The 23,951-nt window shown below is 68.6% G+C and carries 25 protein-coding genes; 10 read left to right on the forward strand and 15 right to left on the reverse strand.

All coding sequences use genetic code 11. The annotated features are described in order from the left end of the window. Position 1 precedes the first annotated feature (1 nt). Positions 2–619 (reverse strand): DNA mismatch repair protein MutL, encoded by a 618-nt coding sequence (locus ACIBO8_RS01845; RefSeq protein ID WP_396113185.1) that lies wholly within the window; start codon positions 617–619, stop codon positions 2–4. A 36-nt stretch (positions 620–655) separates the two neighbouring features. Here ACIBO8_RS01845 and ACIBO8_RS01850 point away from each other — a divergent pair, with 36 nt between their 5' ends. The 7 genes from ACIBO8_RS01850 to ACIBO8_RS01880 all read left to right on the forward strand — a co-directional run bounded on the left by ACIBO8_RS01850 (position 656) and on the right by ACIBO8_RS01880 (position 7,917). After that, entirely contained in the window at positions 656–1,342 is a 687-nt protein-coding gene (locus tag ACIBO8_RS01850) for a response regulator transcription factor (RefSeq protein WP_396113186.1), read from the forward strand. Next, the gene (locus tag ACIBO8_RS01855; protein ID WP_396113187.1) at positions 1,339–2,646 is read left to right on the forward strand and encodes a HAMP domain-containing protein; all 1,308 of its coding nucleotides are present in this window, start codon (positions 1,339–1,341) and stop codon (positions 2,644–2,646) included. The genes ACIBO8_RS01850 and ACIBO8_RS01855 overlap by 4 nt, the downstream gene beginning before the upstream one ends. An 85-nt stretch (positions 2,647–2,731) precedes the next feature. Then, on the forward strand, positions 2,732–3,538 hold the full coding sequence (locus ACIBO8_RS01860) for a lytic polysaccharide monooxygenase (RefSeq protein WP_396113189.1): 807 nt from the start codon (positions 2,732–2,734) through the stop codon (positions 3,536–3,538). Between the two features lie 35 nt (positions 3,539–3,573). Beyond that, a complete protein-coding gene (locus tag ACIBO8_RS01865; RefSeq protein WP_396113862.1) occupies positions 3,574–4,116 on the forward strand; it encodes a DUF305 domain-containing protein in 543 nt (180 codons plus the stop codon). A 206-nt stretch (positions 4,117–4,322) separates the two neighbouring features. Continuing rightward, complete coding sequence (locus tag ACIBO8_RS01870; protein ID WP_396113190.1) at positions 4,323–5,318, forward strand: methyl-accepting chemotaxis protein; 996 nt, start codon at positions 4,323–4,325, stop codon at positions 5,316–5,318. 196 nt (positions 5,319–5,514) lie between these two features. Continuing rightward, positions 5,515–6,762: an MFS transporter gene (locus ACIBO8_RS01875; RefSeq protein WP_396113191.1), complete on the forward strand. Its 1,248-nt coding sequence runs from the start codon at positions 5,515–5,517 to the stop codon at positions 6,760–6,762. 75 nt (positions 6,763–6,837) lie between these two features. After that, complete coding sequence (locus ACIBO8_RS01880; protein WP_396113192.1) at positions 6,838–7,917, forward strand: DNA cytosine methyltransferase; 1,080 nt, start codon at positions 6,838–6,840, stop codon at positions 7,915–7,917. A 1-nt stretch (position 7,918) separates the two neighbouring features. Here ACIBO8_RS01880 and ACIBO8_RS01885 read toward each other — a convergent pair whose 3' ends face one another. The 6 genes from ACIBO8_RS01885 to ACIBO8_RS01910 form a co-directional block, all read right to left on the reverse strand. Then, a complete protein-coding gene (locus ACIBO8_RS01885; protein WP_396113193.1) occupies positions 7,919–8,356 on the reverse strand; it encodes a very short patch repair endonuclease in 438 nt (145 codons plus the stop codon). 24 nt (positions 8,357–8,380) lie between these two features. Continuing rightward, positions 8,381–9,139 (reverse strand): DUF6339 family protein, encoded by a 759-nt coding sequence (locus ACIBO8_RS01890; protein ID WP_396113194.1) that lies wholly within the window; start codon positions 9,137–9,139, stop codon positions 8,381–8,383. Further along, positions 9,136–9,990, reverse strand: coding sequence for a hypothetical protein (locus ACIBO8_RS01895; RefSeq protein WP_396113195.1), 855 nt, complete (start codon positions 9,988–9,990; stop codon positions 9,136–9,138). Before ACIBO8_RS01895 ends, ACIBO8_RS01890 begins: the two co-directional genes overlap by 4 nt. Positions 9,991–10,051: 61 nt before the next feature. Next, the gene (locus tag ACIBO8_RS01900) at positions 10,052–11,971 is read right to left on the reverse strand and encodes a hypothetical protein (protein WP_396113196.1); all 1,920 of its coding nucleotides are present in this window, start codon (positions 11,969–11,971) and stop codon (positions 10,052–10,054) included. Continuing rightward, entirely contained in the window at positions 11,968–12,957 is a 990-nt protein-coding gene (locus tag ACIBO8_RS01905) for a PD-(D/E)XK motif protein (RefSeq protein ID WP_396113197.1), read from the reverse strand. Before ACIBO8_RS01905 ends, ACIBO8_RS01900 begins: the two co-directional genes overlap by 4 nt. Next, positions 12,954–15,545 carry a Z1 domain-containing protein gene (locus tag ACIBO8_RS01910; protein ID WP_396113198.1) on the reverse strand — a complete coding sequence of 864 codons (2,592 nt, stop codon included), beginning with the start codon at positions 15,543–15,545 and terminating at the stop codon, positions 12,954–12,956. The genes ACIBO8_RS01905 and ACIBO8_RS01910 overlap by 4 nt, the downstream gene beginning before the upstream one ends. A 227-nt stretch (positions 15,546–15,772) precedes the next feature. Between ACIBO8_RS01910 and ACIBO8_RS01915 the strand changes: the two genes are divergently transcribed. After that, entirely contained in the window at positions 15,773–16,606 is an 834-nt protein-coding gene (locus tag ACIBO8_RS01915) for a phosphoribosylaminoimidazolesuccinocarboxamide synthase (RefSeq protein ID WP_396113199.1), read from the forward strand. 3 nt (positions 16,607–16,609) lie between these two features. Here the strand turns inward: ACIBO8_RS01915 and ACIBO8_RS01920 are convergent, their stop codons facing one another. The 5 genes from ACIBO8_RS01920 to ACIBO8_RS01940 all read right to left on the reverse strand — a co-directional run bounded on the left by ACIBO8_RS01920 (position 16,610) and on the right by ACIBO8_RS01940 (position 18,702). Next, positions 16,610–17,020, reverse strand: a complete 411-nt coding sequence (locus ACIBO8_RS01920) for a DUF3040 domain-containing protein (RefSeq protein WP_396113200.1) — start codon at positions 17,018–17,020, stop codon at positions 16,610–16,612. A gap of 88 nt (positions 17,021–17,108) precedes the next feature. Continuing rightward, a complete protein-coding gene (locus tag ACIBO8_RS01925) occupies positions 17,109–17,699 on the reverse strand; it encodes a DUF6518 family protein (protein WP_396113201.1) in 591 nt (196 codons plus the stop codon). 17 nt (positions 17,700–17,716) lie between these two features. Further along, a complete protein-coding gene (locus ACIBO8_RS01930) occupies positions 17,717–18,169 on the reverse strand; it encodes a hypothetical protein (protein ID WP_396113202.1) in 453 nt (150 codons plus the stop codon). Positions 18,170–18,184: 15 nt separating this feature from the next. Then, on the reverse strand, positions 18,185–18,379 hold the full coding sequence (locus tag ACIBO8_RS01935) for a hypothetical protein (RefSeq protein WP_396113203.1): 195 nt from the start codon (positions 18,377–18,379) through the stop codon (positions 18,185–18,187). Then, the gene (locus tag ACIBO8_RS01940) at positions 18,376–18,702 is read right to left on the reverse strand and encodes a hypothetical protein (RefSeq protein ID WP_396113204.1); all 327 of its coding nucleotides are present in this window, start codon (positions 18,700–18,702) and stop codon (positions 18,376–18,378) included. The genes ACIBO8_RS01935 and ACIBO8_RS01940 overlap by 4 nt, the downstream gene beginning before the upstream one ends. A 285-nt stretch (positions 18,703–18,987) precedes the next feature. Here ACIBO8_RS01940 and ACIBO8_RS01945 point away from each other — a divergent pair, with 285 nt between their 5' ends. Then, positions 18,988–19,878, forward strand: a complete 891-nt coding sequence (locus tag ACIBO8_RS01945; protein ID WP_396113205.1) for a helix-turn-helix domain-containing protein — start codon at positions 18,988–18,990, stop codon at positions 19,876–19,878. Positions 19,879–19,946: 68 nt separating this feature from the next. Here the strand turns inward: ACIBO8_RS01945 and ACIBO8_RS01950 are convergent, their stop codons facing one another. Further along, complete coding sequence (locus ACIBO8_RS01950) at positions 19,947–20,183, reverse strand: DUF397 domain-containing protein (protein WP_396113206.1); 237 nt, start codon at positions 20,181–20,183, stop codon at positions 19,947–19,949. A 482-nt stretch (positions 20,184–20,665) separates the two neighbouring features. Here ACIBO8_RS01950 and ACIBO8_RS01955 point away from each other — a divergent pair, with 482 nt between their 5' ends. After that, complete coding sequence (locus tag ACIBO8_RS01955) at positions 20,666–21,040, forward strand: hypothetical protein (protein WP_396113207.1); 375 nt, start codon at positions 20,666–20,668, stop codon at positions 21,038–21,040. Between the two features lie 167 nt (positions 21,041–21,207). Here the strand turns inward: ACIBO8_RS01955 and ACIBO8_RS01960 are convergent, their stop codons facing one another. Further along, positions 21,208–22,035 (reverse strand): SAM-dependent methyltransferase, encoded by an 828-nt coding sequence (locus tag ACIBO8_RS01960; RefSeq protein WP_396113208.1) that lies wholly within the window; start codon positions 22,033–22,035, stop codon positions 21,208–21,210. Between the two features lie 168 nt (positions 22,036–22,203). Beyond that, positions 22,204–23,808, reverse strand: a complete 1,605-nt coding sequence (locus ACIBO8_RS01965) for a diguanylate cyclase (protein WP_396113209.1) — start codon at positions 23,806–23,808, stop codon at positions 22,204–22,206. Positions 23,809–23,951: the final 143 nt, after the last annotated feature.

The raw sequence follows: 23,951 nt of genomic DNA on the forward strand, positions 1-23,951 counted from the left end.
CTCACTTGCCGATCTCGTCGATCTGGGAGAACGGTTTGCCGGCCTGCCACACCACGTGAACGATGAAGCTGTGGTTGACCTCGTTGAAGTAGACCGCGAGGTTGTCCGGCGAGTTCTGCACCGTCGCCACCGAGAAGCCGTCGCTCGGCGTGGCCGTCACCAGCTTGATCACGCCGTCCGCGGCCCGGATCACGGTCTGGCCGCCCTCGACCCGGAACGACCGGACGTAGCTGCGGTTGCCGGCGGCGTCCGTGCTGACGGTCCACCCGTCCTCGGTCGTCGTGGTCGTCGTTGCGGTCTGGGTGGGCGGCGGCGGGGTGGCCGGCGTCCGCGGCGGCGCGGTGGTCTTGCTGTGCGACGGGGGGTGAGCCGGGTCTGGGGACTTGCTGGCCGCGGGAGACGCCGGATCGGTCGTCGGCGGTGACAGCGGGGGAACGACGGGCTGGGTGGTCGGACCGGCCTGCTCCGAGTCACGCAGTTGATCGACCGAGACCAGGGCACTCTCGTCCGCCGTCGCGGTGCGCAGCACGGGCAGCATCGCGACCGATGCCAGCGCCACGCTGGTCAGCGTGGCCGCGCACCAGCCCAGCAGCGGGAACCAGCTTCGCGGAGATCGCACATTGCCATCGTCTCACCTATGCCTAGGGTGGTGCCCATGGCGTTGATCCTGCTGGTCGAGGACGACCGCAACATCACCGCGGCGCTCACCCGGGCGCTGACGGATGCCGGGCACGTCGTCCGTCCGGTCGGGCAGGCCACCGAGGCTCTCAAGATCCTCACCGAGGAGCGGCCCGAGCTGGTGATCCTCGATCTCGGGCTGCCCGACATCGACGGCACCGACGCGCTGCGGATGATGCGGCAGGTGTCCGAGGTGCCCGTCATCGTCGCCACCGCCCGGCGCTCCGAGGCCGACATCATCAGCCTGCTGAGCGCCGGTGCCGACGACTACGTGACGAAGCCGTTCTCCAGCGGGCACATCCTGGCGCGCATCGCCGCGGTGCTCCGCCGTACCCGGGTCGCAGTCGACACCGCACCCAGCGTGATCACCGTCGGCGAGCTGGAGATCAATCCGCGGCAGCGGCGGGCCGCCCTGCGGGGTGAGCCGCTGCAGCTCACCCGCCGCGAGTTCGACGTGCTCACCTACCTGGCCGAACGGGTCGGGCAGGTGGTCAGCCGGCGGGAGCTGCTGACCGAGGTCTGGAACCAGTCGCGGATCGGCGAGGAGCAGACCATCGACGTGCACATCTCCTGGCTGCGGCGCAAGCTCGGGGAGACGGCGGCGGCGCCGCGCTTCCTGCATACCGTACGCGGGGTCGGCGTGATGATGGTCGATCCGCAGTGAGGTGGGAGCTGAACCGGCTCGCGCTCGCCATCACCGCGATGGTGGCGCTGGCGTTCCTGGTGCCGCTGATCTACGCCACCGGGAAGATCGCCCACGACCGGGCCATCGGCGACGCCCGGCAGCAGGCGGCGGCGATGGTGGCCGCGCTGGCTGTCAACTCCGACCCGCAGCTGCTCACGAGCGCGGTGGCCAGCACGGTGGCCGGCAGCGCGGGACGCCTCGCGGTGCACCTGCCCGGCATCGCCCCGGTCGGTACGACGCACGTGACCGGCGCCGAGGTCGAACAGGCCAACCTGTACCGGCGGCCGGTGACCGCGGAGACGGCCGGCGGGATCGCGTACCTGCAGCCCAGCGTGCTGAGCGACGGCCGGTCCGTGGTCATCGAGGTGTACGTGCCCGACGCCGACATGCGCGAGGGGGTGTGGCCGGCCTGGCTGGCCCTCGGCGCGCTGGCGCTGGTGCTGGTCGCCGGGTCGGTGCTCTTCGCCGACCGGCTCGGCAGCCGCCTGGTGCGCGCCACCGCGAACCTGGCCCGGTCCAGCCGCCGCCTCGGCGCCGGTGACCTCGCGGCGCGGGTCGAGCCGTCCGGGCCGCCCGAGCTCCGCGACGCCGCCACCGCCTTCAACGTGATGGCCGCCGACCTCCGCCGCCTGCTCGACGCCGAACGGGAGCTGGCCGCGGACCTGTCGCACCGGCTGCGGACGCCGTTGACGGCGCTGCGGCTGGACGCCGAGACCATGCCGCCCGGGCCGATCGCGGAACGGATGCGGCAGGCCTGCGACATGCTCGACGAGGAGCTCGAGGCGATCATCGCGGGCGCGCGGCTCGGCGTCGAGGCACGCAACAACGAGCAGGCCGACCTCGTCGAGGTGCTGGCGGACCGGCTCGCCTTCTGGTCGGCGCTCGCCGAGGATCAGTTTCGGCCCTGGGAGGTCGTCGGCGGTGAGGTGCCCGTGCTGGTGCCGTTGCCCCGCAGCGAAGTCATCCTGGCCGTGGACTCGCTGCTCGGCAACGTCTTCGCCCACACGCCCGAGGGCGTCGCGTTCCGCGTCACGGTGTCGTCCGCGGGGCTGCTCGTCGACGATGCCGGGCCGGGGGTCGCCGATCCGGAGGCCGCGGTGCGGCGCGGCGTCAGCGGCGCCGGTTCCACCGGGCTGGGACTCGACATCGTGCGTCGCGTCGCCGAGGCCGCGGGGGGCCGGCTGGAGATCTCCCGGGGGCCGCTGGGCGGGGCGCGAATCGGACTTCTGCTCCCCGTACCGGAGAAATCTCCCCCGGCCCGGCGGCGGCATGCGGCTTCATGAGTCTTTCCGGAGCCTTTAAGGCTCCGTTATGGAATGCGTCATTAGTTTCCTCGGCGTCAACAACCAACGACGTGAGGAGACGAAGATGCGCAGGTCGATCGCGTACCCGCTGGTGGCACTGGGAGCGGCGGGGTCGACGTTGGCGGTCACGTCACCGGCCCTCGCGCACGGGTACGTGTCCGCGCCGCCGAGCCGCCAGGCCCTCTGCGCGTCGGGCGCGGTGAAGGACTGCGGCCCCATCCAGTTCGAGCCGCAGAGCGTGGAGGCACCCAAGGGTCAGCGCTCCTGCAACGGCGGAGTGGCGCAGTGGTCGGTCCTCGCCGACGAGAGCCGCAACTGGCCGGCGAAGGCGGTCGGCACCAAGGTCACGTTCACGTGGGTGATGACGGCCCGCCACCGCACCAGCAACTGGGAGTACTTCATCGGCGGCAAGAAGATCGCCACCGTTGACGGGGGCAACCAGCAGCCGAACGCGGTGGAGACCCACAACGTCGACCTCAGCGCCTTCCCGGGCAGGCAGACGGTCCTCGCCGTCTGGAACATCGGCGACACCCCCAACGCCTTCTACAGCTGCATCGACCTCAACGTGGGCGGCGGCTCCGACACCGGCGGTACGCCGACCACCGCGCCGACCACCCAGGCCCCGACGACGGCCCCGACGACGGCCCCGACGACCGCACCTACGACGGCTCCGACCACGGCGCCGACGACGTCCGCGCCGGTCACCGACGCGCCGGCCGCCGGGGGTGGCGAGTGGGCGCCGGGCGTCGCGTACAAGGCGGGCGACGAGGTGACGTTCGAGGGCAAGAAGTACAAGTGCCGGCAGGCGCACTCCTCGATCCGCAGCTGGGAGCCCTCGATCTTCACCCTCGCCCTCTGGCTGCCGCTGTGAAGCGCCTCGTCGTCGTCCTCTCGGCGGCCCTGCTGCTGGGCGGGTGCGGCACCGCCCCGGACACCCCGGCGCAGGTGACGACGAACGCCAAGGCCGTGGTTCAGGCGGACGGCAAGTTCAACGACACCGACGTGATGTACCTGCAGATGATGGTGGCGCACCACGAACAGGGCCTGGAGATGGTCCGCCTCGCCGAGAAGTCGGCGCAGCGCGAGGAGATCAAGAACCTCGCCCACGCCGTCGACGCCACCCAGTCGGACGAGGTCGAGCTGATGAAGTCCTGGCTCACCGGGTGGAAGAAGCCGGTCACGGTCGACCACGCGCCCAGCGCGCACGCCGACCACGGGGGGCTTCCGGCCACGGGCAAGGAGGAGATCGCGGCGTTGAAGAAGGCCAAGGGCACGGCGTTCGAGACCGCGTTCCTCAACCTCTTCGTCGCCCACCAGCACAACGCGGTGGAGATGGCCCAGCTCGAGAAGACCGACGGCGCCAACGCCGAGACCAAGGCCTTCGCCGATCGGGTACGCGAGAGCCGCACCGACCAGATCAAGCAGATGCTGACGCTGCTGAACACCTGACCGGCATCCCCCGGCTGGATTTCCCCGCCAGCCGCCGGTCGCCAGACGGGCGCCTCGGTCTCCCCCTTCATGACCGGCGCACCCGGCACCTCCGGCCGGCCCGTGCATTCGGGCCGGCCGGAGTCTGTTGCTTTATGGGTGCGGCTTTAACTGTGGTGCACGGATGCCGATGAAAGGGGCCAGTCGGAAACTCCGGGGGAGTGGTCATGGTCATTGGCGTCGTCGCCGCAATCGTTGGACTGGTCATCGGGTTCGTGGTCGCTCGCAGCATGCGGCGTCAGGACCCCACCGTCGAGGTGCTCGAGAAGGCGGCGGCGGGTGATCTCACCGTACGCGTGGACGAGCAGGACCTGACCCCCGCCGGCGAGAACCTGAACCGCCTCCTCGACCGCTTCACCGAGGTCGTGCGCCTGTCGGAGACGACGAACGCCAAGCTGAACGGCGCCACGGAGCGCCTCACCGCGCTGGTCGCCGAGATGGCCACCGGTGCCCAGGGCTCGGTGCAGGCGGCGGGCGAGATCCTCCGCGCCTCGCAGGAGGTCTCGGAGAACATCGCCACCCTGGCCGCCGGCGCCGAGCAAATGGGCGCCAGCATCCAGGAGATCTCCCGCAGCGCCTCCGAGGCGGTCACGGTCGCCAACGACGCGATGGAGGTGTCCTCCGACGCCAGCCGCACCATGACCAAGCTCGGCGACTCGTCGGCCCAGATCGGCGACGTGGTCCGTGTGATCACGGCGATCGCGGAGCAGACCAACCTGCTCGCCCTGAACGCCACCATCGAGGCGGCCCGCGCCGGCGAGATGGGCAAGGGCTTCGCGGTGGTCGCCAGCGAGGTCAAGGACCTCGCCCAGGAGACCGCCAAGGCCACCGACTCGATCACCACCCAGGTCGGCACCATCCAGGCCGACACCACCGGCGTCGTCGACTCGATCACCCAGATCGGCGAGGTCATCGGCAAGGTCAACGGCTACCAGACGACGATCGCCTCGGCGGTCGAGGAGCAGCACGCGACCGCGGAGCAGATGACCCACAGCATCGCGGCGGCGGGCTCCCGCGCGGCGCAGATCGCCGAGGCCATGTCCCGGGTCGCCGAGGTCCGTGCCGAGGCCAAGGTCACCGTCGAGCAGGCCGACGAGGTCACCCGCGAGCTCCGCGAGGCCGGCCAGGAGCTGGCGAGCACCCTGCGGACCCTCCGCGTCTGACCCCCGCTCCACCCCTTCGTCACGCGGCGCCCGGGCCCGGCTCTCCTGCCGGGGCCGGGCGCCGCAACCGTTGCGGTTGCGGTTGCGGTGTTCCGGTCCGAACCCCCGAAGGACCCCAGAAGCGCTTTCCGATAGGGCGGGTGGCGCCGAGATACGGCGCCACTTTTCTTGTGGAGGTGCCGCCACCGTGGCTCCGATGTTCGCACCGCTCCGGGAGCGCAACTACCGCCTCTGGGCCGCCGCCGACGTCGTCTCGACGGCCGGCACGTGGATGCAGGTGCTGGGGCTCAACTGGGTGGTCCTCTCGGCGACCGGCTCCGCCGCCACCATGGGCATCGTCGTGATGCTCCAGGCGCTGCCGGTCCTGCTGCTGGGCAGCTGGGGCGGCGCCCTCGCCGACCGCCTCCCGGCCCGGCCGGCCCTGATCATCTTCCAGGCCGTACGGGCCCTGCTGGCCCTCGCCCTGGTCATCGACACCGGCCACCTGTGGCCCGTCTACGCGGTGGCCCTGGCCTCCGGCGTGATCAGCTCCGTCGAGGGTCCCTGCCTGGGCCGCTTCGGCTCGGCCCTGGTCCCCTCCTCAGCGCTGGGCTCGGCGCTCGCGCTGGGCTCGGTGCTCAGCTCCGCCGGCCGCATCGTCGGCATGTCGCTGGGCGGCGTCCTGGTCGGCATCACCGGCGCCGCCTCCCTCTTCGCCATCAACGCGGCCACCTACGTCGTGGTGATCGTCGCGCTGGCGATCATGCGTACCGGATCGATCCGCACCCTGGCGACGGCCGCCCCGGGCGAGGGCGGCGTCCGCGCGGGCCTGCGCTACCTGGCCGGCCAGCCGATCGTCCTGGTGATCCTCGCCCTCTCCTTCGTCCTCGGCTCCCTCGGCCGCAACTACCAGGTGACCATGGCCGCGATGGTCGCCGGCCCGCTGCACGGCGGCTCGGCGTCGTACGGGATCCTCTCGACCGTCTTCGCGGTGGGCGCGGTGACCGGCGGCCTGCTGCTGGCCGGAAGCGGCCGCTCGACGCTGCGGGTCCTGCTGGCCTCGGGCCTCACGATCAGCCTGCTCCAGCTCTGCGCGGGCCTGGCGCCGAACGTCCTCGGCTTCGCGGCCCTGATCCTGCCGATCGCGGCCGGAGCGGTCATCTTCGACACGGTGATCTCGACCCGCATCCAGCTCGACACCCGCGAGGACATGCGCGGCCGGGTGCTCGCCACGCTCGGCGTGGTGTCGTCCCTGTCCGGCATCGTGGGAGCGCCGCTGATCGGGTGGCTGTGCGACGCGCTGGGCTCCCGCGGGGCACTGGTGCTGGCCGGCGTCGTGACCTCGGCGGCGGCGATCGGCGGGGGATACCTGCTGGCCCGGTTCAAGGGACGGTCGCTCTCGCTGCGTACGCTGACCGCGGTGCTTCCGGTCCTCGGGCGCCGTACGGCCGACCAGCTGGCCTGAAACAGGTCGGCCCAGGTGGCTGACACTGCACCATGGTCGTGGCTGTATGCCGGCGGGCCGGCTAATGTACAGCCCATGGCACAGACGTTCCGGGTCCTCGACCTCTTCGCCGGGTGCGGAGGGATCACCGTCGGGCTTCACGGAACGGGCCGCTATCGGACCGTCGGCGCCGTCGAGATCGACGTGGCCGCTGCGACCACCTACACCGAGAACTTCGGTAAGGGCATCGTCCACGCCGGAAGCATCTCCGATTGGGCGGTCACGGAGGTGAGTGCCACAGCGGACGTCGTGGTGGGTGGACCCCCGTGCCAGGGCTTCTCGAATCTCGGTGCCAAGAAGCTCGACGATCCCCGTAATCAGCTGTGGCGGGAGTACGTCCGGGTGCTCACCGAGGTCAAGCCTAAGGCCTTCGTGATCGAGAACGTCGACCGCTTCCTCAAGAGCGAGGAGTTCCGGACCCTCAAGGGCGAGGTCGACGGTGGTCTGCTCCAGGACTACAACCTTCGGGAAGAGCTCGTCAACGCTGCCGACTTCGGAGCGGCCCAGGTCCGGCGGCGAGCCATAGTCATCGGCACACATCGCGATCTCAAGCCGATCGATGTGCCGCTCGGCGACGTCCCTCGGGAGCACTGGAAGACTGTCGCCGAAACTCTTGCCGGGCTCAATCCCCATGTGCCCGCTGATCTCCAGCTGTTGCCCAGGACGACGGTCAATCACCACGGCGTCCCCGTGCCCGGAGCTTTCCGGGGCATGACGCTGCATGTGACCCGCAAGTACGAGACGATCTCACAGAAGCGGTTCCGTCGTATCCCGCCGGGTGGCAACAGATTCGACCTTCCCGACGACCTCAAGAGTCCATGCTGGTTGAAACACACCTCGGGATCCGGCGACGTGATGGGTCGACTGCGGTGGGACCGTCCCTCGGTGACGATCCGGACGGAGTTCTTCAAGCCCGAGAAGGGCCGGTACCTCCACCCCAGCGAGCACCGAGCCATCACCCACCTCGAAGCCGCTCGCCTGCAGGGATTCCCGGACAGCTTTAGCTGGTGCGGATCCAAGGTGCAGATCGCTCGTCAGATCGGAAACGCGGTTCCGGTGGAACTCGCTCACGCCATCGGCAAACATGTCGCGGATAGCCTGGACGAACGTCTCTAGATCAGATCTCGTCCGGCAGCGCTTCACCACGGACGGTGGCCGCGATGCGGTCGGCCGCCTCGTTCGGGTCCTCGTGCTCCCAGATCCTCACGACGCGCCATCCCAAGTCCCGCAGGTGTTCGTTCGTGGCGACGTCGCGCTCCTGGTTGGTCGCCAGCTTCTTCGACCACCAATCCGAATTGGCGGCCGGGCTCGTCCGATGGACGGGACAGACGTGCCAGAAGCACCCGTCCACGAAGACCGCCACTCGAGCCCGGGTAAAAGCGATATCGATGCTGCGCCGCGGCATTCCGGGTACGGGCATGGTCACCCGGAAGCGAAAACCCCGTGCATGCAGCAGCTTACGGATGGCGACCTCAGGTGTGGTGTCGCGGCGACGCTGCCGGCTCATTCGATCTGACACGCCGGCGGAGCTCGGTGTCGGGATCTGTGCCGCCATGCGGGTCAACGTACATCGCCGGAGTCAGGGCGACTCCGACCGCCCTGCCCGTGCGGTTGCGATCGCCCGTGCCACTTCCGGGCGCAGAAGAGACTCGGGAAGACCGAACAGATCCTGGAACGCTCCTCGCCGCATCAGATGTTTGAGAGTGTCCCTGAGAACCTCGGTCTCGTTCGGCCCTATCCAAATGCGCGGCCACTCCTGGGCCAGGGCACGAACCAGCTCGGGGGACCCGCCGATGGATCGGCGCCGCGCGAGGATCTGGTCGAAGTTCCGCTCGGAGAAGACGTCGAGCAGGCGGTAGGGCTCCTCCGGTCGGGAGTCGTCGCGCAGGAGCTCTGCTCGCCACCAGAGGCGGCCGAAGACGTGTCGGGTGATGTCAGTGGCGAGGACTCTGTCGACGGGCGGATCGGGGAATCGCCATACCGCTACATCCGGAAGGACGACCATCGCGAGGAAGGCCCACACGGGTCGTATCGCTGCTTCTGCCGGCACGAGGCCCATGCCGGTATGCAGCGTCTCGGCGACGGCGATGTCGAAGCGGTTGAGTCGTCGACCGACCGTCTCGTCGGGGTAGCCGTAGTCCGCGGCTATGGAACGGATGCTGCTCTGGAGCCGGGCAAGTCCTTCCGGCGTCGCTCGCGTTCCCCCTGTCGGCGAGAAGTACTGAGCGATGTGCGACGTGTCGCACATCGTCGACAACTGCGCCGGTGCCAGACCGTGCACCGCTCGGTAGCGTTCCCTCGCCGCCTTGTCCGGCAGACGAGGATAGAGAATGCTCATCCGTTCGCCGTCCCGTCCGGCTGGAACAGTGCGGTGGCGGCCTGCACGACCGCGGCGAACGTCGGCGGGTCGTTGGCATGCAGGCGGCGGATCTCGGCCATGTCCTCCTGCACGTAGTTGGACAGGCACGTGCGTATAAGTCCCTGCAGTACGGAACCCAGCGTTTGCTTCCCGTAGTCGTACACCATCTCGAATTCTTCATCCGTGATCGCCCGCTCCAGCATGCTGCGGACGACGTCCGATCGGAGCGCGGACAGAACGGTTCGCTCGACGGCATCGGGCGCCGCTGCATGCGTCAACGCGGCGACCACCGGGGGATGCTCCTGGTTGACCAGAAGTTGTACAGCTCCGAGCGCGCTGGCCTCGAGGTCGGATCCCAACTCCAGGAACCATGCCGCTCTGTCGGGGAGACTCGATCCGGAGAACGGCACCAGCGCGATGGGGAAGAGCGGTGCGTCACCCTGCAGGCGGATCTCGATGGAGTCGTTCCACAGCAAGCTGCCCGGAAGATGAGCCGTCGCAGGTCGATGCGGGATCTCGCTGGCCAGCACGAGCATGGTCTCGACCTGCACCATCCCGCCGATTCGCGCACCCGGCAGCGTGATCTGCACGGTGTACTCGTGCTGATCGTCCTCCAACGGGATCCACGCCGCAGAGCCGCGTATCAGCGACGGCGCGGCATCCCAGCGAACGCTTACGGCCAAGCGGGCTTCCTGCGGGAGCCCCGCGGACATACGCGCATCGCCGCTGTCGACGGCGATTCGGCGTCTGAGCCGGACGTCGGTTTGATAGTCCCAGTCGGGAAGAGCTGTCGGCGCGACCCGCTCACGGTCCGTGTCAGGGTCGATCAACCAATCCGATACCTTGACTGCCTCTGTACCGACCCTTCTGTACGGCCATGCCAGGGCGCCCCTATTTGCCATCGGACCCTCCCTCACCGCCCAGGACCACCACACCGACCTGAGTGACGGTGTCGACCACCGCGCGGATCATGAGCGTCACCCTGGTCCCGGGCGTAGCATCGGCCAAGGTCAGGAGGTCCCCGTCCGTGGTAGCCCCGCCGTTCCGCCACCCGACGACGCGGGGACGTTCGGCGCTCTCCGGCGGCTCCTGCTCGCGGGTGCCGTCGGCCATGACGATGTCGGCCGTACCACGCGCTGAGAGGGGTCCGGTACCGATCACAGAAAACCCTTGTAGCAGCAGGAGCTCCGAGTCGACGTCGTCGAAGTAGGGCTCACCCTCCAGCCGGAGCGCAGCTCGTCCACGAGTCCGGACTCCGGCCGGTGCGCTGGAAGTGGGCTCCCCGGCTTCGCTGGCCGCGCCCCTCGAGCCGATGATCGGTTCGTCAGTCGGTTCCCCGCCCGGAGCCTGCGCAGGCAGCAGTGCCGGCGCCGCACCGGTGCCGCCCGCCGCAGCCACCAGAGAACCAAGGAAATTGCTGGCCGCCCCGAGGGGAGCTCGGAGGTTTTCGGTCCGGATCTCCGCCGGTCTGGCGAATTCTGCCAGTCGCTCCTTGAGCCGTACGAAAGTTGTTCTGACGAACGTACGCTCATGGCCGTCCAGCTGGGCGAACACCCAGGCATCGTGGGTCGGCGGTTCCGCGGCCGCGTAGACGCGGTCCATGTCGTCGAAGGCTCGAAAGACACCGGCGTATGCGAGATTCGTGCTGATCGGTTCAGGTCCGGCGTGGTAGCTGACGACGAGTTCCGGGGAGCGCAACAGGCATACGTGATGCGGAGCGCTCGTGATGCCCAGGTCCTGGGCCGCGGCCGGGGGCTCGAACGTCGGGATAAGCTGCCGTTCGAGTGCAAGCTGGCCCAGATTCTTCTTCGGATTCCCGCATGCCAATGTCCGAACGTCGGTCCCCGCATTTAAACGTCGATAAGCTGCGACGAACGTCTTGAGTCCGCGGCTCTTCTCGGGGACGGGCACCGGCACGTCCACTCCCCGCAGACGTACTTCTGCGACCAGCCGTTCGTCGCCTCGGTCCTGCAGCATGATCGGCCACAGGTTCCAGGCCGTGGAGTCGGCGAGGTACTCCGCTGTCTGCTCGTCGCTGTATTGGCCGAACTCAGGATCGACGACGACGACGTCCGTCCCCGTCTCGTCGTCGCCGAAGGATCGCAACCCCAGCGCGGAGGCTACGCTCACGGCGTCCTGCCCGGTCAGTGGCTCCACATGGCTCGATTCGACGGAACCCCACCAGTGGCGGCCGGTGTGCGGCCTCATGCAACCGTCAGTGAATGGCAGTTCGACGGACTCGCCCAGGCAAATGCCGATCAAGCGGTTCCGGAACCCTTCGGAGGTGCGGGTCCTGGTCTGCACGATGATCGTTCCTGCCCGGGACATCTGATAAAGGATGCCTTTGCCGTACCCGTACGTGCCACCGCCGTTCTTGGTGTCCGGTGGATCGCCGACGTTGAGCACGAACGACACCCAGTCGCGTGGCTCGTCGCCGCGTGCCGTGTCCGCTCTTGTCGGACCACCGAGCCCTTTCGTTCCTCGATCGCTGATCGTTAACGTTCGAATGAGGGGTGAATGACCCTCGCGCCCTCGCAATGTTCTTCGCAGAGGAAATTTGTCGCTGTGCGGTGCGCCCTCCGACAGCAGCTCCGTCCAGGAGCTCGCGTGCTGCGGCGAGACGATGCCCAGGTCCAGAGTGAACTCCACAGGCCGGTCTCCGAGGCGCGCGTCCCAGCTGTTCTGGGCGGACTCCCGCACCAGGATCGCCGGCCAAGGTAGAGGCGGCTTGCCGAGGGTTCGCTTGATTCCCTCGGCGCTGATGGAGCCGGCGGGCGGGAAGGGTTGGGAGTACCAGCGAGGTTTCGTCATCCGGCCGCCATCGTTCGCAGGAATTCGATCAGCTCGTGCTTCTGCATCGGCGCAGGGCAGACCTCCAGGTCGATGGAGTAGCGTACGTCGCTCACGCCGCTCGGCAGGCCACCGACCAGAGATTCCGGAATGATCCGAGGGAATTCTTCGGTAATGCGATATCCCGCCTCTTCGGCGAGGCTGAAGCGAACTTGGCCGTACTGGTCCGCGTCGGCTGCGTGATAACCGGATCTGGCCAGGAGCTGCCACAACTCTCTCGGCCTCGAAAGGCGTCGCACGGTTGACTCGACGAGCTCCGGGACCGACGTGCCGCCTGCATCGGAGGTGTCGAATCGCATCCACCAGAGGATCAGGCCGCCGGGCGGTATCACAAGCTGGTCGATACCGTGGATGCCCACCCTTCTCCCCTCCCGGGCCGCTGTGGCTTTTACCTCGATCGCCCGGTCCCGGAGGCGGAAATCCTGAGGTGACCGGAAGGGACCGGTCCAACCGGTCAGTAGGTCGGCGCCGAGGTCCAACAGAGCGTTGAGAACGGTGAGCTCACCGAACAATCCGGCAAGTTGCTCGGTGCCCAGGCGGATGCCGCTACGGAACAACTCCCGCCATCCGTTCAGAACCTCCGAGATCACGGGCAGCGGATCCGACGGCTCGGCAGCCATTGCGGCCAGCAGGTCCGCGCAAAGCCCGGTGAAGACCTCTGCAAGGTCGGTGCGCAGTAGCATCAGGTCGGCGTACCGGGTGGGGCCGTCGTCCTCCAACGTCAGCGGCATCAGGTGTACGGCTGCGGAGCGCGTGTCGGCTCGTACCGGTTCGACGCTTGGTGGAAGGGGCACGAGCAGGTGGCGGTGCCTGTCGGGGCCGATCGCGCAGCGCAAGGAGCGGCCGGCCACTCGCACCGGTAACTCCGACGTGAGCCACGTGGTCCGCCGAGGTTCGGCGTCCAGCGCTGACCAATGGTCCTGAACGACGGATCGCAGGTCGGTCACGCGACTTCATCCTCGTCGTCCAGCTGCAGGATCTCCGGGTCCTCTTCTTCCCAGTACACCCCGGAAAGATCTGCGCTGACGTACTTGTGTTCCACTCTGCTGTCGTCCGCGGAAGGAGGCGTGGGGAAGACGAACGCGGCCCCGACGACCACGTCGAACGGCGCGTGCAGGGGCGAGCGACGGTTGTTCCTCTTGCTTGCCGACTCGGGATCGATCGGATAAATCAGCAAGAGCCCGACGTCCGGCCGCTGCTTCTTGCGCAGGTCGTCCACCGCGGATCGCCTTGTGACGTCGACGTCATGGGGAACCTGAAGATTGATCGCCGTATCGCGGGGAGCCGACAGAGTCTTGATATCCGCTATCGGATCCTCCACCTTGTTGATGCGGCTGCGGCCGTTCATGCCGAATTGGGTGCCGTCCGGCAACTTCCACTTGTTTGCGTCGGCGTTCGAGTTGCCGATGACCGCCACGTCCCACGTCCTCAGAGCGCCGTTCTGAACCCGCTTCTCGATGTAGCACTTGAGGAGGTCCGGGCGTGCCTCCTCCGAGCGCTCGTGGAATTGGTAGGAATCGATGAAGCGGAGCACGTCCCGGTACGACACGTCGCGCCACAGCTGCCGTTCCGCCGTCCGAACCTCTTGAGCGCGTCCGTGCTGCTTCGCCGCGGTGATAAGGCCGACGGCCGCCTCCTCATTGCGGGCGAGCCAGTCGACAGCGTCAGGGTCAGTCGGGAAGTAGCGACTCTCCACCAGATCACCGCCGTACGCCGCGTGTGCCGTCACCGCGGCCTTCATCCGGGCGGGGGCGGTGACGAGCATCTTGGGGTGCGTGCGAATGCGGACGGCGAATGTCAACGGATTCTTGTCCTCGGTGAGGTACCGATCGATGTCCTTACGGATCTCGGCCTCGACCACCGCGAGGTGACGGAACCATCCGGCCAGCTCGGCGGTCATCCAGATCCGCGGCAGGTCGGCGTACCCCGCCCGGTGCCCGAACCACCTTCCCATCTGCAACAGCGTGTCGTAGGCCGAGGAAGCTCTGACGAAGTAGCTGGTGACCAAGCCTTCCAAGGTGAGTCCACGGCTAAGCGTGTTGCCACCGACCGCGATGGCCACCACGGGGCCCGACTCGTAGTCCAGTCGGTCCTGACTGCGGTAGTTGTCGACGACGACCCGGCTCTCGTCGATGACGATCGGAAGGTGTCGGAGTACGGCCTCGAAGGGCACCGGTGTCTCGCCGAAGTCCGCGGCCGCCACGCGAGCCGTCTCGTCGACCCATTGTTCCTCGAGTTCCGTGTAGAAGTCGTGGTTGTCGTTCTGCAGTGCGTGGATCGCCTCGCGTCGCAGATCGTCCAGCGGCACGCGGAAGTCCTCGTGAATGCCGGTTTGCAAGGTCGTATGGATGAGCATCGTCGAATGCGGGATGCCGGTGCCCCGCTCCCTGCGAGCGGCGGTGGCTAGCCAGAAATACAGGACCGCGCTCCGGAGGGATCCCGCCATCTCCGGCACGAAGTCAGCGGCCGCGGCCTTATTGATCGGTCGCACCTTCTCGATGTCGTCGTCCGGGATCTCACGGATCATGTCCTCGCCCCCGGGGACGTCGCCCGGGTCCTCACCGTCGAGGGGATCGCGTCCGAACAACACCTCGGGACCCTGGTAGCCCTTCGGCGCGGGAAGACTCACGACGAAGTCGCGTGGGTAGAAGTCGTCCTCTGTCGCAGGGTCGATGAGAAGGTTGGCGAAGGGGGTCGCCGTATAACCGACGTAACCTACTTTCGTGAACACCTTCAGGAGATCGGCCAGCAGGGGATTGATCACCTTTCCGCCGACGGTGGCCTGATCGGCCTCGTCGTCGATGACCAGCGTCGGGCAGTCGCGTAGGTAGTCCTTCGCGGAGGCCAGCCAACGGTTCAGTTTTTGGAGGACTTTGGCGTTCTTCTTGACGACCAGCAGGGAATGTTGGTTCTGGGCGGTGAAGTACGCGGCGGCGTTTCCTTTCGGGTGAAAGTCCTCGTCGACGGTCGTGACCTCGTGCCAGCGGGCGGGGTTCGCCTGCACCAACTCACGCGCCAGCCGGGCCTGGGTCTGACGACGCAGGCCGTTGTGAATGCCGGACAGCACGATGAAGAGTCGATATCCGCGGTCTGCCGCCTTCGCCATGACCGCCGTGAAATTCGCCGTCTTACCGGACTGCACGTACCCGAGCACGAGGCCTATGCTTCTGAACGTCTCCCGCTCGGGATGGTCGAGCAGTCCGACCACCTTCGTGGAGGAGTCGTCCAGCGCCCCGATCGCTTGGTCGCTCCAAGGCCTCGGCCCGCTGCGCAACGTCCGTTCCAGGGAAGGCCAGAACCGGTCGCCTTCACGCGGGCCGGTGTACCACGTGAGGCGTCCGGACGAGTAGACGACGTTCGGTTCGCGCATCTCCCGGATCTTGATGACTTCGGCCTCGTGCCGTTCCCGGATCTTCTTGATGATGTCCTCGGGCACGCGGAGGAGGCGTAGCTGTTGAACGGCCTTGTCCGGGGTTGCGCGGTCGGCGATCGACTGGAACGCCTCGTACTGATCGTCCAGATCCTCGGCACTCATAGGGCCATGATTTCAGCCACACCGTGATGGAAGACGCACGGACGCCAGATTTTCGGCTCTGTGTGGCCGGCGACAGGACCGGTCGGCATTTCCATCTGTGCAGCCACAGTGGGTCGATCGGAGGAAGCCGATCTGTTCAGGGCTTAGCACGGCGGACCGGCCACCCCGACGCGCACCGCGGTCATATAGCGTGGGCCCGTTCGGCGGACTCGACGCTAGGGGAACACGTGGAGCTGTTGCACTCGGGCAAGGTCAGGGACGTCTACGCCGACGGCGACGACATCCTGCTGGTGGCCTCGGATCGTGTCTCCATCTATGACGTCGTGCTGCCCACCGCCATCCCGGACAAGGGCAAGATCCTCACACAGCTGTCGTTGTGGTGGTTCGACCAGCTCGCCGACGTCGTGCCGAACCACATCATCTCGGCGACCGATGTGCCCGCCGAGTGGGCCGGCCGGGCCGTTCGGTGCGAGAGGCTCGAGATGGTCATGGTCGAGTGCATTGCTCGCGGTTATCTGGCCGGGTCGGGGCTCAAGGAGTACGAGAAGGACGGGGCGGTCTCCGGCGTCTCGCTGCCGCCGGGCCTCATCGAGGGCTCCAAGCTGCCCGAGCCCGTGTTCACCCCGACGACCAAGGTGGCGCCCGGCGAGGGGCACGACGAGTTCATCACCTACGGGGATGTGGAGCGTGAAGTCGGCGCCGACGTCGCGGCGGAGCTGCGGCGGATCACGCTGGAGGTGTATCGGCGGGGGTCGGAGATCGCGGCCCGGAAGGGGATTCTCATCGCCGACACCAAGATCGAGCTGGGGTTCTCGGGCGGCGTGCTGAAGCTGGGGGACGAGCTGCTCACGCCGGATTCGTCGCGGTTCTGGGCGGCCGACGAGTGGCAGCCGGGCGGGACGCAGCGATACCTCGACAAGCAGTTCCTGCGGGACTGGTCGGCGAATTCCGACTGGGACCGGACGGCTCCGGGGCCGGAGATCCCGGACGAGGTCGTCGAGGCGACGCGGAACCGGTACGTCGAGGTCTACGAGCGCCTCACCGGCGACCGCTGGCGCTGACGGCTAGCTTTCCCTCGTCTCGCCCGTCGGGGCGGAGTCCGCGGTGCGGGCGTCGTCGTCGGTGGCGGTGTCGTCGTCGGCCACGGTGTCGGTGGCTACCTGCAGGGTCTCGTCGTTGCGGATGATCTCCGCGGCCTCCTCGATGGTGGCCGGCCGGGGGTCGGGATCGGTCATGGTGTGCCTCCAGGAGGGGGTCCGCATGAGGTGGGTGCCGTAGGCGCCCGCAATCACCGCGATCATCCCGCCGGTCCAGCCGCCGAGGACGATGCACATGGGAGCGATGGTCCACAGCAGGACCGCGAGGGCCGGCCGCCATGGGGGGCGGGGTTCGCCGAGTTTGTCGAGCCGGTCGGCGAAGGCCGGGTCGTCGGCGCGGAGGCCCGCGACGATGGCGTCGAAAGCGGGGTCGGGCATCGTGACCACCTCCACGAGCGGTGTGCCGACGGGTTCACCCTGGCCCGGCGGCCCGGGTCTACCCCTGCTCGGCGCGCTCCAAACCAGTTCACGCCATGCCGCCGGTCTGATAACCCAGATAACCCAGCAGGGCCAACGGTACGGCCACCGCCAGGCCCACCGCCCGCTGCCGCCAGGTCCGCCCGGCCGCAGCGATCACCAGTACGCCGAGCGCCGCCTCGATCGCCGCGGTGGCCGCCAGATCGCGGCGCAGGAGCCGGGCCGCCTCGGCGAACAGCACGGCACCCGGCAGGCCGATACCGACGTACCCGCGCCAGTTCGGCAGTCGGGTCCACCGCCCGGCGATGCCGAAGAGGATGCCGGCTAGGACCCCGAAGAACATCCACAGCAGCGAGGCGGGCCCCCAGACGCTGGCGAGGTCGTCGTGCTGCACGAGGACGGCGGTCAGGTAGTAGCTCGGTACGGCGATCACGAGGAGGACGGTCGCCGCGACGGCTGCTCGCGCCGCGCTTCCCCGTACCCGGTAACCCAGCGCGAAGGCCGCGACCGCCCAGACGGCGGCCGAGTTGGCGAGGTTTGCCCACGGATAGGGCAGCAGCTTCTGCAGGGCGAAGTCGGCCGCTCCGAGCGCCACGCCGCCCAGTACCGCCACTCCGGCGAGAACTCGATCTTGGTTCACGGGAGCCGAGGGTACGGTCAGCCGTCCAGGTCCTTGAGGTGCGCGGCCCAGAGATCGGCCAGCTCGGCGTCGGACGGGGGGCGTACGCGTTGGCCGGAGGCGAAGATGTGGTTCCAGTTGTGCCCGGGCACGCCGTGCAGGAGGTCCGGGAAGGGCAGGCGGTCGGCGACCGGCACGACCCGGCTCCACAGGATCTCGGCGTAGTACGTCACCTTGCCGGGGTCGCCGGCCCAGTGCGGGGCGGGGAAGATGACGCCGTCGGCGAGGCGGCCGCTCGCGACGATGCCCCGCTCGGTCTTCTGGCGCAGGAGGAACACCTGGTCGCCGGCCGTCGCGCCGGATCGGCGGGATCCGAAGCTCCACCGGCCCCGCACGGTGTCGCCGGCGGCGGTGGCCCGGATGTCGTGGCGGTAGTTGGTGCGGAAGTAGCCGGTGTCGCTGCCGTCCCAGGTCAGGATGAAGGTGGTCACGTCGGTGATGGTGCCTCAGCGCTGGTCGAGGCTCAGCTCCGGTTCGCGGTGCCGGGGCCACGCGGCCTTGCTGCCGCAGGTGTCGCAGCTGAGCTGTTCACCGCAGTGCGGGCACCAGTCGTTGGTGCGTCGCAGATACCAGCCCAGTGCCACGCCCGCGAGCAGGCTGGCGAGGCCGATCAGGGCGGCCAGCGCCACGGCGCCGGTCATCGCTGCGGTCCGTCGAGCACCGACGCGCCGTCGCCACCGCTGCGGGGACGACGGTGCGCCAGCGCGTTCTCCTCGCGACGGTCCAGTGCCGGGTCCTCGTCGGCGCGGGAGGTCACGTAGGAGGCGGTGAAGGTGTCGACGCCGGTGCCGAGGTGCGATCCCGGGCGGTACGTGACGGTCACGGCGCGCGGTGATGCGGCCTCGATCACGCCCGCGCGCCACCCGTCGCGGTACACCCAGACCGGGTCCGCCTTGTGGTAGCTGTCCGCCGGCGCGACCTCTGCGGGGTCGCGCTGCGGTGGGGCGATGGTAGGGGTCGACATCGAGAGTTTCCTCCGATCCCGGGGATGAACTCAGTGGTCGGGCGCGGAGAGCCACATACCCGCGGCTCCAAATACGTTCCGTCAGCAGCCAAACAACCGCCTGTCAGATATCATGCTCGGGATCAAGTGCGTCCGCAAGGCCGGATGCACGTGCATCCGCAACGTGCGTCCCGGTCCGCGGTGGCCGAACGTTCGGTTTTCCGCCGGGCGATCTCACCCTTAGGATGCATTGGGCGACCGAACTGCAACTTGCAGTTCCGGGGGACGATTCGGACAAGGAGCCAGGTGAGCACCGGTACGCAGGAGGAGGCGCCGAACAGCGGCCCTACCGTGCTGCGCATCCTGCTCGGGGCGCAGCTGCGCCGGCTCCGCGAGGGCCGGGGCATCACCCGTGAGGACGCCGGCTACGAGATCCGCGCCTCCGGTTCCAAGATCAGCCGCATGGAGCTGGGCCGGGTCAGCTTCAAGGAGCGCGACGTCGCCGACCTGCTGAGCATGTACGGCGTCGAGGACGCCGCCGAGCGCGAGGCGCTGCTGGGCCTGGCGCGGCAGGCGAACAACCCCGGCTGGTGGCACCACTTCGGCGACATCATGCCGTCGTGGTTCCAGTCGTACCTGGGCCTCGAGGCGGCCGCTTCGCTGATCCGCACTTACGAGATCCAGTTCGTGCCCGGCCTGCTGCAGACGCCCGAGTACGCCCGTGCGGTGATCATGCTGGGTCACGCCGGCGCCACCGCGGACGAGATCGACCGCCGCGTCGAGTTGCGCCGGCAGCGTCAGCAGCTGCTGGACCGGCCGGACGCGCCGCAGCTGTGGGCGGTCATCGACGAGGCGGTGCTGCGGCGGCCGATCGGCGGCGCGGACGTCATGCGCGGTCAGATCGAGGCGCTCATCGAGGCGTCGAAGCGCCCCAACGTTCGCCTGCAGATCATCCCGTTCCACGCCGGCGGTCACGCCGCGGCGGGCGGTCCCTTCGCGATCCTGCGCTTCCCGGAGCCCGAGCTGCCCGACGTGGTCTACGTCGAGCAGCTCACCAGCGCCATCTACCTGGACAAGCGGGACGACGTCGACCACTACGCGATCGCCATGGAGCGCGTGTGCATCGACGCCGAGCCGCCGAACCACACCCAGGAGATCCTCGGCAAGCTGCTGCACGAGGTCGGCCGGCTCGGCTGAGCCCGGTCGCGGTCCGATAACGCTATGTAGTTAGTTCTCCAGACCTTCACCTGGACTGCGGAATCGATTCACCCGAGCAGGTGGTCGAAGTCTCCGTCGCGAACCCCGCCGAGGAAGGCCTCGATCTCGGCCGGCGTGTAGATGAGCGCCGGGCCGTGCGGGTCGCGAGAGTTCCGCATCGCCACGCTCCCGTCCGGCAGCGCGGCGCACTCGACGCAGTTGCCGCTGGGGTTGCTCCGGCCGCTCTTTCGCCAGGTCACACCCTGCAGCTGCCCAGCGGGCATGCCGTTGAAAATGTGCGTCATTCCTAGGCTCCCTAACGGTGAGACCGGTCCGGGGACCGGCGATGCGTGTCACGCCGGCTACCTGCTGTGCAGATGCACGTGCATTTGGCCTTGCGTTCTCACATGATTGTGAGCATGATAACGCACGTACCCCACACAAGGTGGGTCACGGAGGGTGACATCTTTGAGTGACGGGTCAGTCGCGGAACGGCCGCTGCGGCCCTCGACGCGGGGCTCTCTGGCGGGAGCGCCCGAGCGGGAGGAGATGCTCATGTCGGTACCGAACATCGGCCCTGAACCGTTCGACCTCACCGAGCCGGACGGCACGGACACGCCGAGGCGTGGCAACCCGGCCCTCGTCTATCGCGACGAGCGGCTTCCCGACGGGATGGAAGCTGCCACGACCCGAGCCACGACAGTGTCCCACCGGTTCGGTGGAGTTCGCTATGCATTGACCCGGAACGATGGAGGTCACCCTCCGGGCCCCGCCATGGACGATGGCGGTGATCCACACGCGAGTCACTGAGCACGTCCATTGCGCCCGCCGGCGCCGGCCGCAGGTGGCGGCCGGCCGGCGGGCCTGGTCCCTCGCGGCGCCGGTGATCCGCCGCGGGCGGCTGCAGCTGAGCATCGCCCGCTGGCCGGTCCACGTCTTCGAGGAACGCGACTACTGCTACGGCCGCGGCCCGCTGGCGCTCCGCCTGCACCGCGTGGAGTGGGCGAAGCCGATCCCGTACGAGGGCGATGTCTGGTTCGAGGTGGAGGGCACGGTGATCGACCGGCGGACCGGTGAGCAGGGGCGCAACCGCCAGGTGCTGGTGCGCGCCAGCCTGCTCCCGAAATTGCCGACGCGGGGACGCCCCCGTCTGCGGTTCTGAAACGTCTTCATAGGTGAGCGGCGCTGCGGAGGCGTCGCAAATGACGCGCTCGGCGAGCGAGCGCGTCGCCCGGACCCCGGCCGGGCGGTCCGGTTCCCCCGTGCTGGATCGCTCGGCCGGCCGGGCTCTCCGCCCATGTCTGCCCGATGAGGAAGGCCAGGCGGAGATCAGGGCTTGCGAGCGACTCCGGCCCAGTAGTACGCCGCCTCGGGGTCGTCGACCGGGCTGTCGGGCCGCCAGGCGGAGACCGGCACGAGCCCCGGTTCGAGCAGCTCCCAGTCGCCGAAGAAGCGGGCGACCTCGTCCCTGCCCCGGTCCTGGAAGGTCATGCCCGCCCCGCGCGCCGCGGCGACCGCCTGGTTCACCTCGGCCGGGTTGAAGTCCGCGGTGGGGTGAGTGATCGCCATGATGCTGCCCGACGGCATGGCGTCGCGGTAGCGGGCCACCATGTCCCACGGGTCGTCCTCGTCCGCCAACAGCATGAGGATGGCGATCAGCGTCAGCCCGACCGGCTTGGTGAGGTCGAGGGTCTCCTGGAGGACGGGATTGTCGAAGATTGCCTCCGGCCGGCGGATGTCCGCCTCGATGTACTCGGAGCGCCCCTCCTCGCTGCTGACCATGAGGGCCCGGGCGTGCACCAGCACGATCGGATCGTTGTCCACGTAGACCACCCGGGTTTCCGGGGCGATCTGCTGGGCGATCTCGTGCAGGTTCGGCCGCGTCGGGATGCCCGTACCGATGTCCAGGAACTGCCGAATGCCTTCCTTGGCGACCAGGTCGCGGGCCGCGCGGTGGACGAACTTGCGGTTCTCGCCGGCCATGTAGCGCATGCCCGGGATGGCCTTCATCATGGCCTCGCCGACCGCCCGGTCGACCGCGAAGTTGTCTTTGCCGCCCAGCCAGTAGTCGTAGATCCGGGCGGAGTGCGGCACGTTGGGATTGACCCCCGGCGGTGCCGTCTCGTCCGGTGTCGCATCCGTGCTGCCCTGCGTCACGTCGACCGCCTCCTGATCAGGCCACCCCTGGCCGAGACTCCCGGCCGTCCAGGCCGGACCCGGATCCCGGCCGCGGCACGGCGAGATCCGTACCGGCCAGCCTAGCGCCAGAAAATGATCAAATTCAGCCCTGTCGCTCCAAGGAATTGTCACGCAGCGCAGTGCCCGTCAGGCGGCGGTCGCACCGTCCCGGTAGGACCTCGCCCGGACGTCGCAAGGCTTGCCCGATACGACCCGATCGCGTCCGGCGTGCTTGGCGACGTACAGATTCCGGTCTGCTGTGGACAGAAGGGCCGATTGGGACGCGGCCGGCGAGTCACAGAGATCCGCCACCCCGATGCTGACGGTGATCGGCAGGCCGTGTGTGAGGGAGGTCCAGTCGTACGACCCGATCGCCCGGCGAATGCCGTCGAGCTGAGCGGCCGCTGCGGAGGCGGTGGTGCCGGGCATGGCGATGAGGAATTCCTCGCCGCCCATCCGGGCCACGAAACCGTCCGGCGCGACCGCGGCCAGCTCGGTCTCCAGCAGTTTGGCCACGAGCATCAGCACCTGGTCGCCCACGTCGTGCGACAGCTGATCGTTGACCCGCTTGAAGTGGTCGAGGTCGACGATCGCCACCGTCAGCCCGGCGCTCGAGCGGACCAGCCGCGGCAACTCCTCGTCGAGGTAGCGGCGGTTGTGCAGGCCGGTCAGCGCGTCGCGGCGGGCCTGCTCGCGGAACCGCTCGGCCTCCTGCCGCGCCTCGGTGGTCTCGAACATCGCCTGCCGGGTGCGGGCCTGCGCCTCCCGCTGCGACGAGTGCAGCGCATTGTGGGCGGAGAAGAAGATCTTGTGTACGGCGAAGGCTTCCGCGAACTCACCACGCGCGGCGTGCAGCTCGGCCTGCTCCTGGTGGACCCGGACGAGCACGTCGCCGAGCCCGCGCTCGACGCAGAGCTCGCGTGAGACGTCCAGGGACAGCTGCGCCCGGTCCGTGGCCTGCAGGAATCGCTGGGCACGCGCGAGGGTGAGCATGAATTCGGCGAGCGCGTCGGCGTCCTCGTACCCGCCCTGGTGGTGGCGGCGGACGGCCTCGGTCAGCGTCTGCTCGGCCTGGCGGTAGTTGCCGTTCTCGATCTCGATGGCGCCGATCGTGTCGAGCACCGCGGGGTCCAGTGTGAAGCCGTGCCGCTCGGCGACCTCCTGCAGCCGGCGGGCCACCGCCTCGGCGCGGGCGTTCTCGCCGGCGGCGTACTCGGTGTAGGCGTAGTTGTTGAGCATGCCCATGAGCAGCCGCGGCAGGTCGAGCCGGACCGCGAGCTCCTCGGCCTGGGCATAGCGCTGCCGGGCGGCGTCCATGGAACCGGCCGCCCCGAGGGCGTCGGCCAGCTTCGCGCGATGCCACACCTGCATGTGGTCGGTGGCGGTGTCGTCGAGCAGCTCGACGGCGAGCACCGAGTGTTCGAGGGATTGGGCGGCGTCGCCGAGGTGGCGATGGATATACGCCCAGACCAGGTGCGTACGCGCCTGGATCAGGGTGTCGCCGTGGTCGGTGGCCCAGTGGTGGATCTTCCAGATGCGCTGGGCGGCCGCGGCGACCTCGCCCTTGCGCATGAGCATGTTGGCCTGGACGAGCCGGGCGCGGGTGATCAGCCGTTCGTCGCCGAGCCGGCACGCCGTGTCCTCGTAGGCGATCGCGGCTTCATAGGTGGCGTCGGCGTCCCAGGAGTACTGGTCCTCGAGCTCGGTCAGGGCAGCCGACAGCTGCTCGGCGTCGTGCACGCGCCCATCCATCCGGCCCACCCCTTCCGCTCACCGGGATTGATCGACACCCTCCGCCCCCGCTGTAGAACAAATGCGGTACGTGTTCCGAAGGTTAGCCCTGAGTGAACTTCTGATCCCAGCGTCGCACCCGTGATCCACGTCGCCGCTTGTCG

Source organism: Actinoplanes sp. NPDC049681, from assembly GCF_044465265.1.
In the GTDB taxonomy this organism is placed as follows: Bacteria; Actinomycetota; Actinomycetes; order Mycobacteriales; family Micromonosporaceae; genus Actinoplanes.

Coding starts and splice junctions, on each gene's coding strand:
- ACIBO8_RS01850 (WP_396113186.1), top strand. CDS start 656: ATGGCGTTGATCCTGCTGGTCGAGGACGACCGCAACATCACCGCGGCG.
- ACIBO8_RS01860 (WP_396113189.1), top strand. CDS start 2,732: ATGCGCAGGTCGATCGCGTACCCGCTGGTGGCACTGGGAGCGGCGGGG.
- ACIBO8_RS01870 (WP_396113190.1), top strand. CDS start 4,323: ATGGTCATTGGCGTCGTCGCCGCAATCGTTGGACTGGTCATCGGGTTC.
- ACIBO8_RS01875 (WP_396113191.1), top strand. CDS start 5,515: ATGTTCGCACCGCTCCGGGAGCGCAACTACCGCCTCTGGGCCGCCGCC.
- ACIBO8_RS01880 (WP_396113192.1), top strand. CDS start 6,838: ATGGCACAGACGTTCCGGGTCCTCGACCTCTTCGCCGGGTGCGGAGGG.
- ACIBO8_RS01885 (WP_396113193.1), bottom strand. CDS start 8,356: ATGGCGGCACAGATCCCGACACCGAGCTCCGCCGGCGTGTCAGATCGA.
- ACIBO8_RS01890 (WP_396113194.1), bottom strand. CDS start 9,139: ATGAGCATTCTCTATCCTCGTCTGCCGGACAAGGCGGCGAGGGAACGC.
- ACIBO8_RS01900 (WP_396113196.1), bottom strand. CDS start 11,971: ATGACGAAACCTCGCTGGTACTCCCAACCCTTCCCGCCCGCCGGCTCC.
- ACIBO8_RS01910 (WP_396113198.1), bottom strand. CDS start 15,545: ATGAGTGCCGAGGATCTGGACGATCAGTACGAGGCGTTCCAGTCGATC.
- ACIBO8_RS01920 (WP_396113200.1), bottom strand. CDS start 17,020: ATGCCCGACCCCGCTTTCGACGCCATCGTCGCGGGCCTCCGCGCCGAC.
- ACIBO8_RS01935 (WP_396113203.1), bottom strand. CDS start 18,379: ATGACCGGCGCCGTGGCGCTGGCCGCCCTGATCGGCCTCGCCAGCCTG.
- ACIBO8_RS01940 (WP_396113204.1), bottom strand. CDS start 18,702: ATGTCGACCCCTACCATCGCCCCACCGCAGCGCGACCCCGCAGAGGTC.
- ACIBO8_RS01950 (WP_396113206.1), bottom strand. CDS start 20,183: ATGACGCACATTTTCAACGGCATGCCCGCTGGGCAGCTGCAGGGTGTG.
- ACIBO8_RS01965 (WP_396113209.1), bottom strand. CDS start 23,808: ATGGATGGGCGCGTGCACGACGCCGAGCAGCTGTCGGCTGCCCTGACC.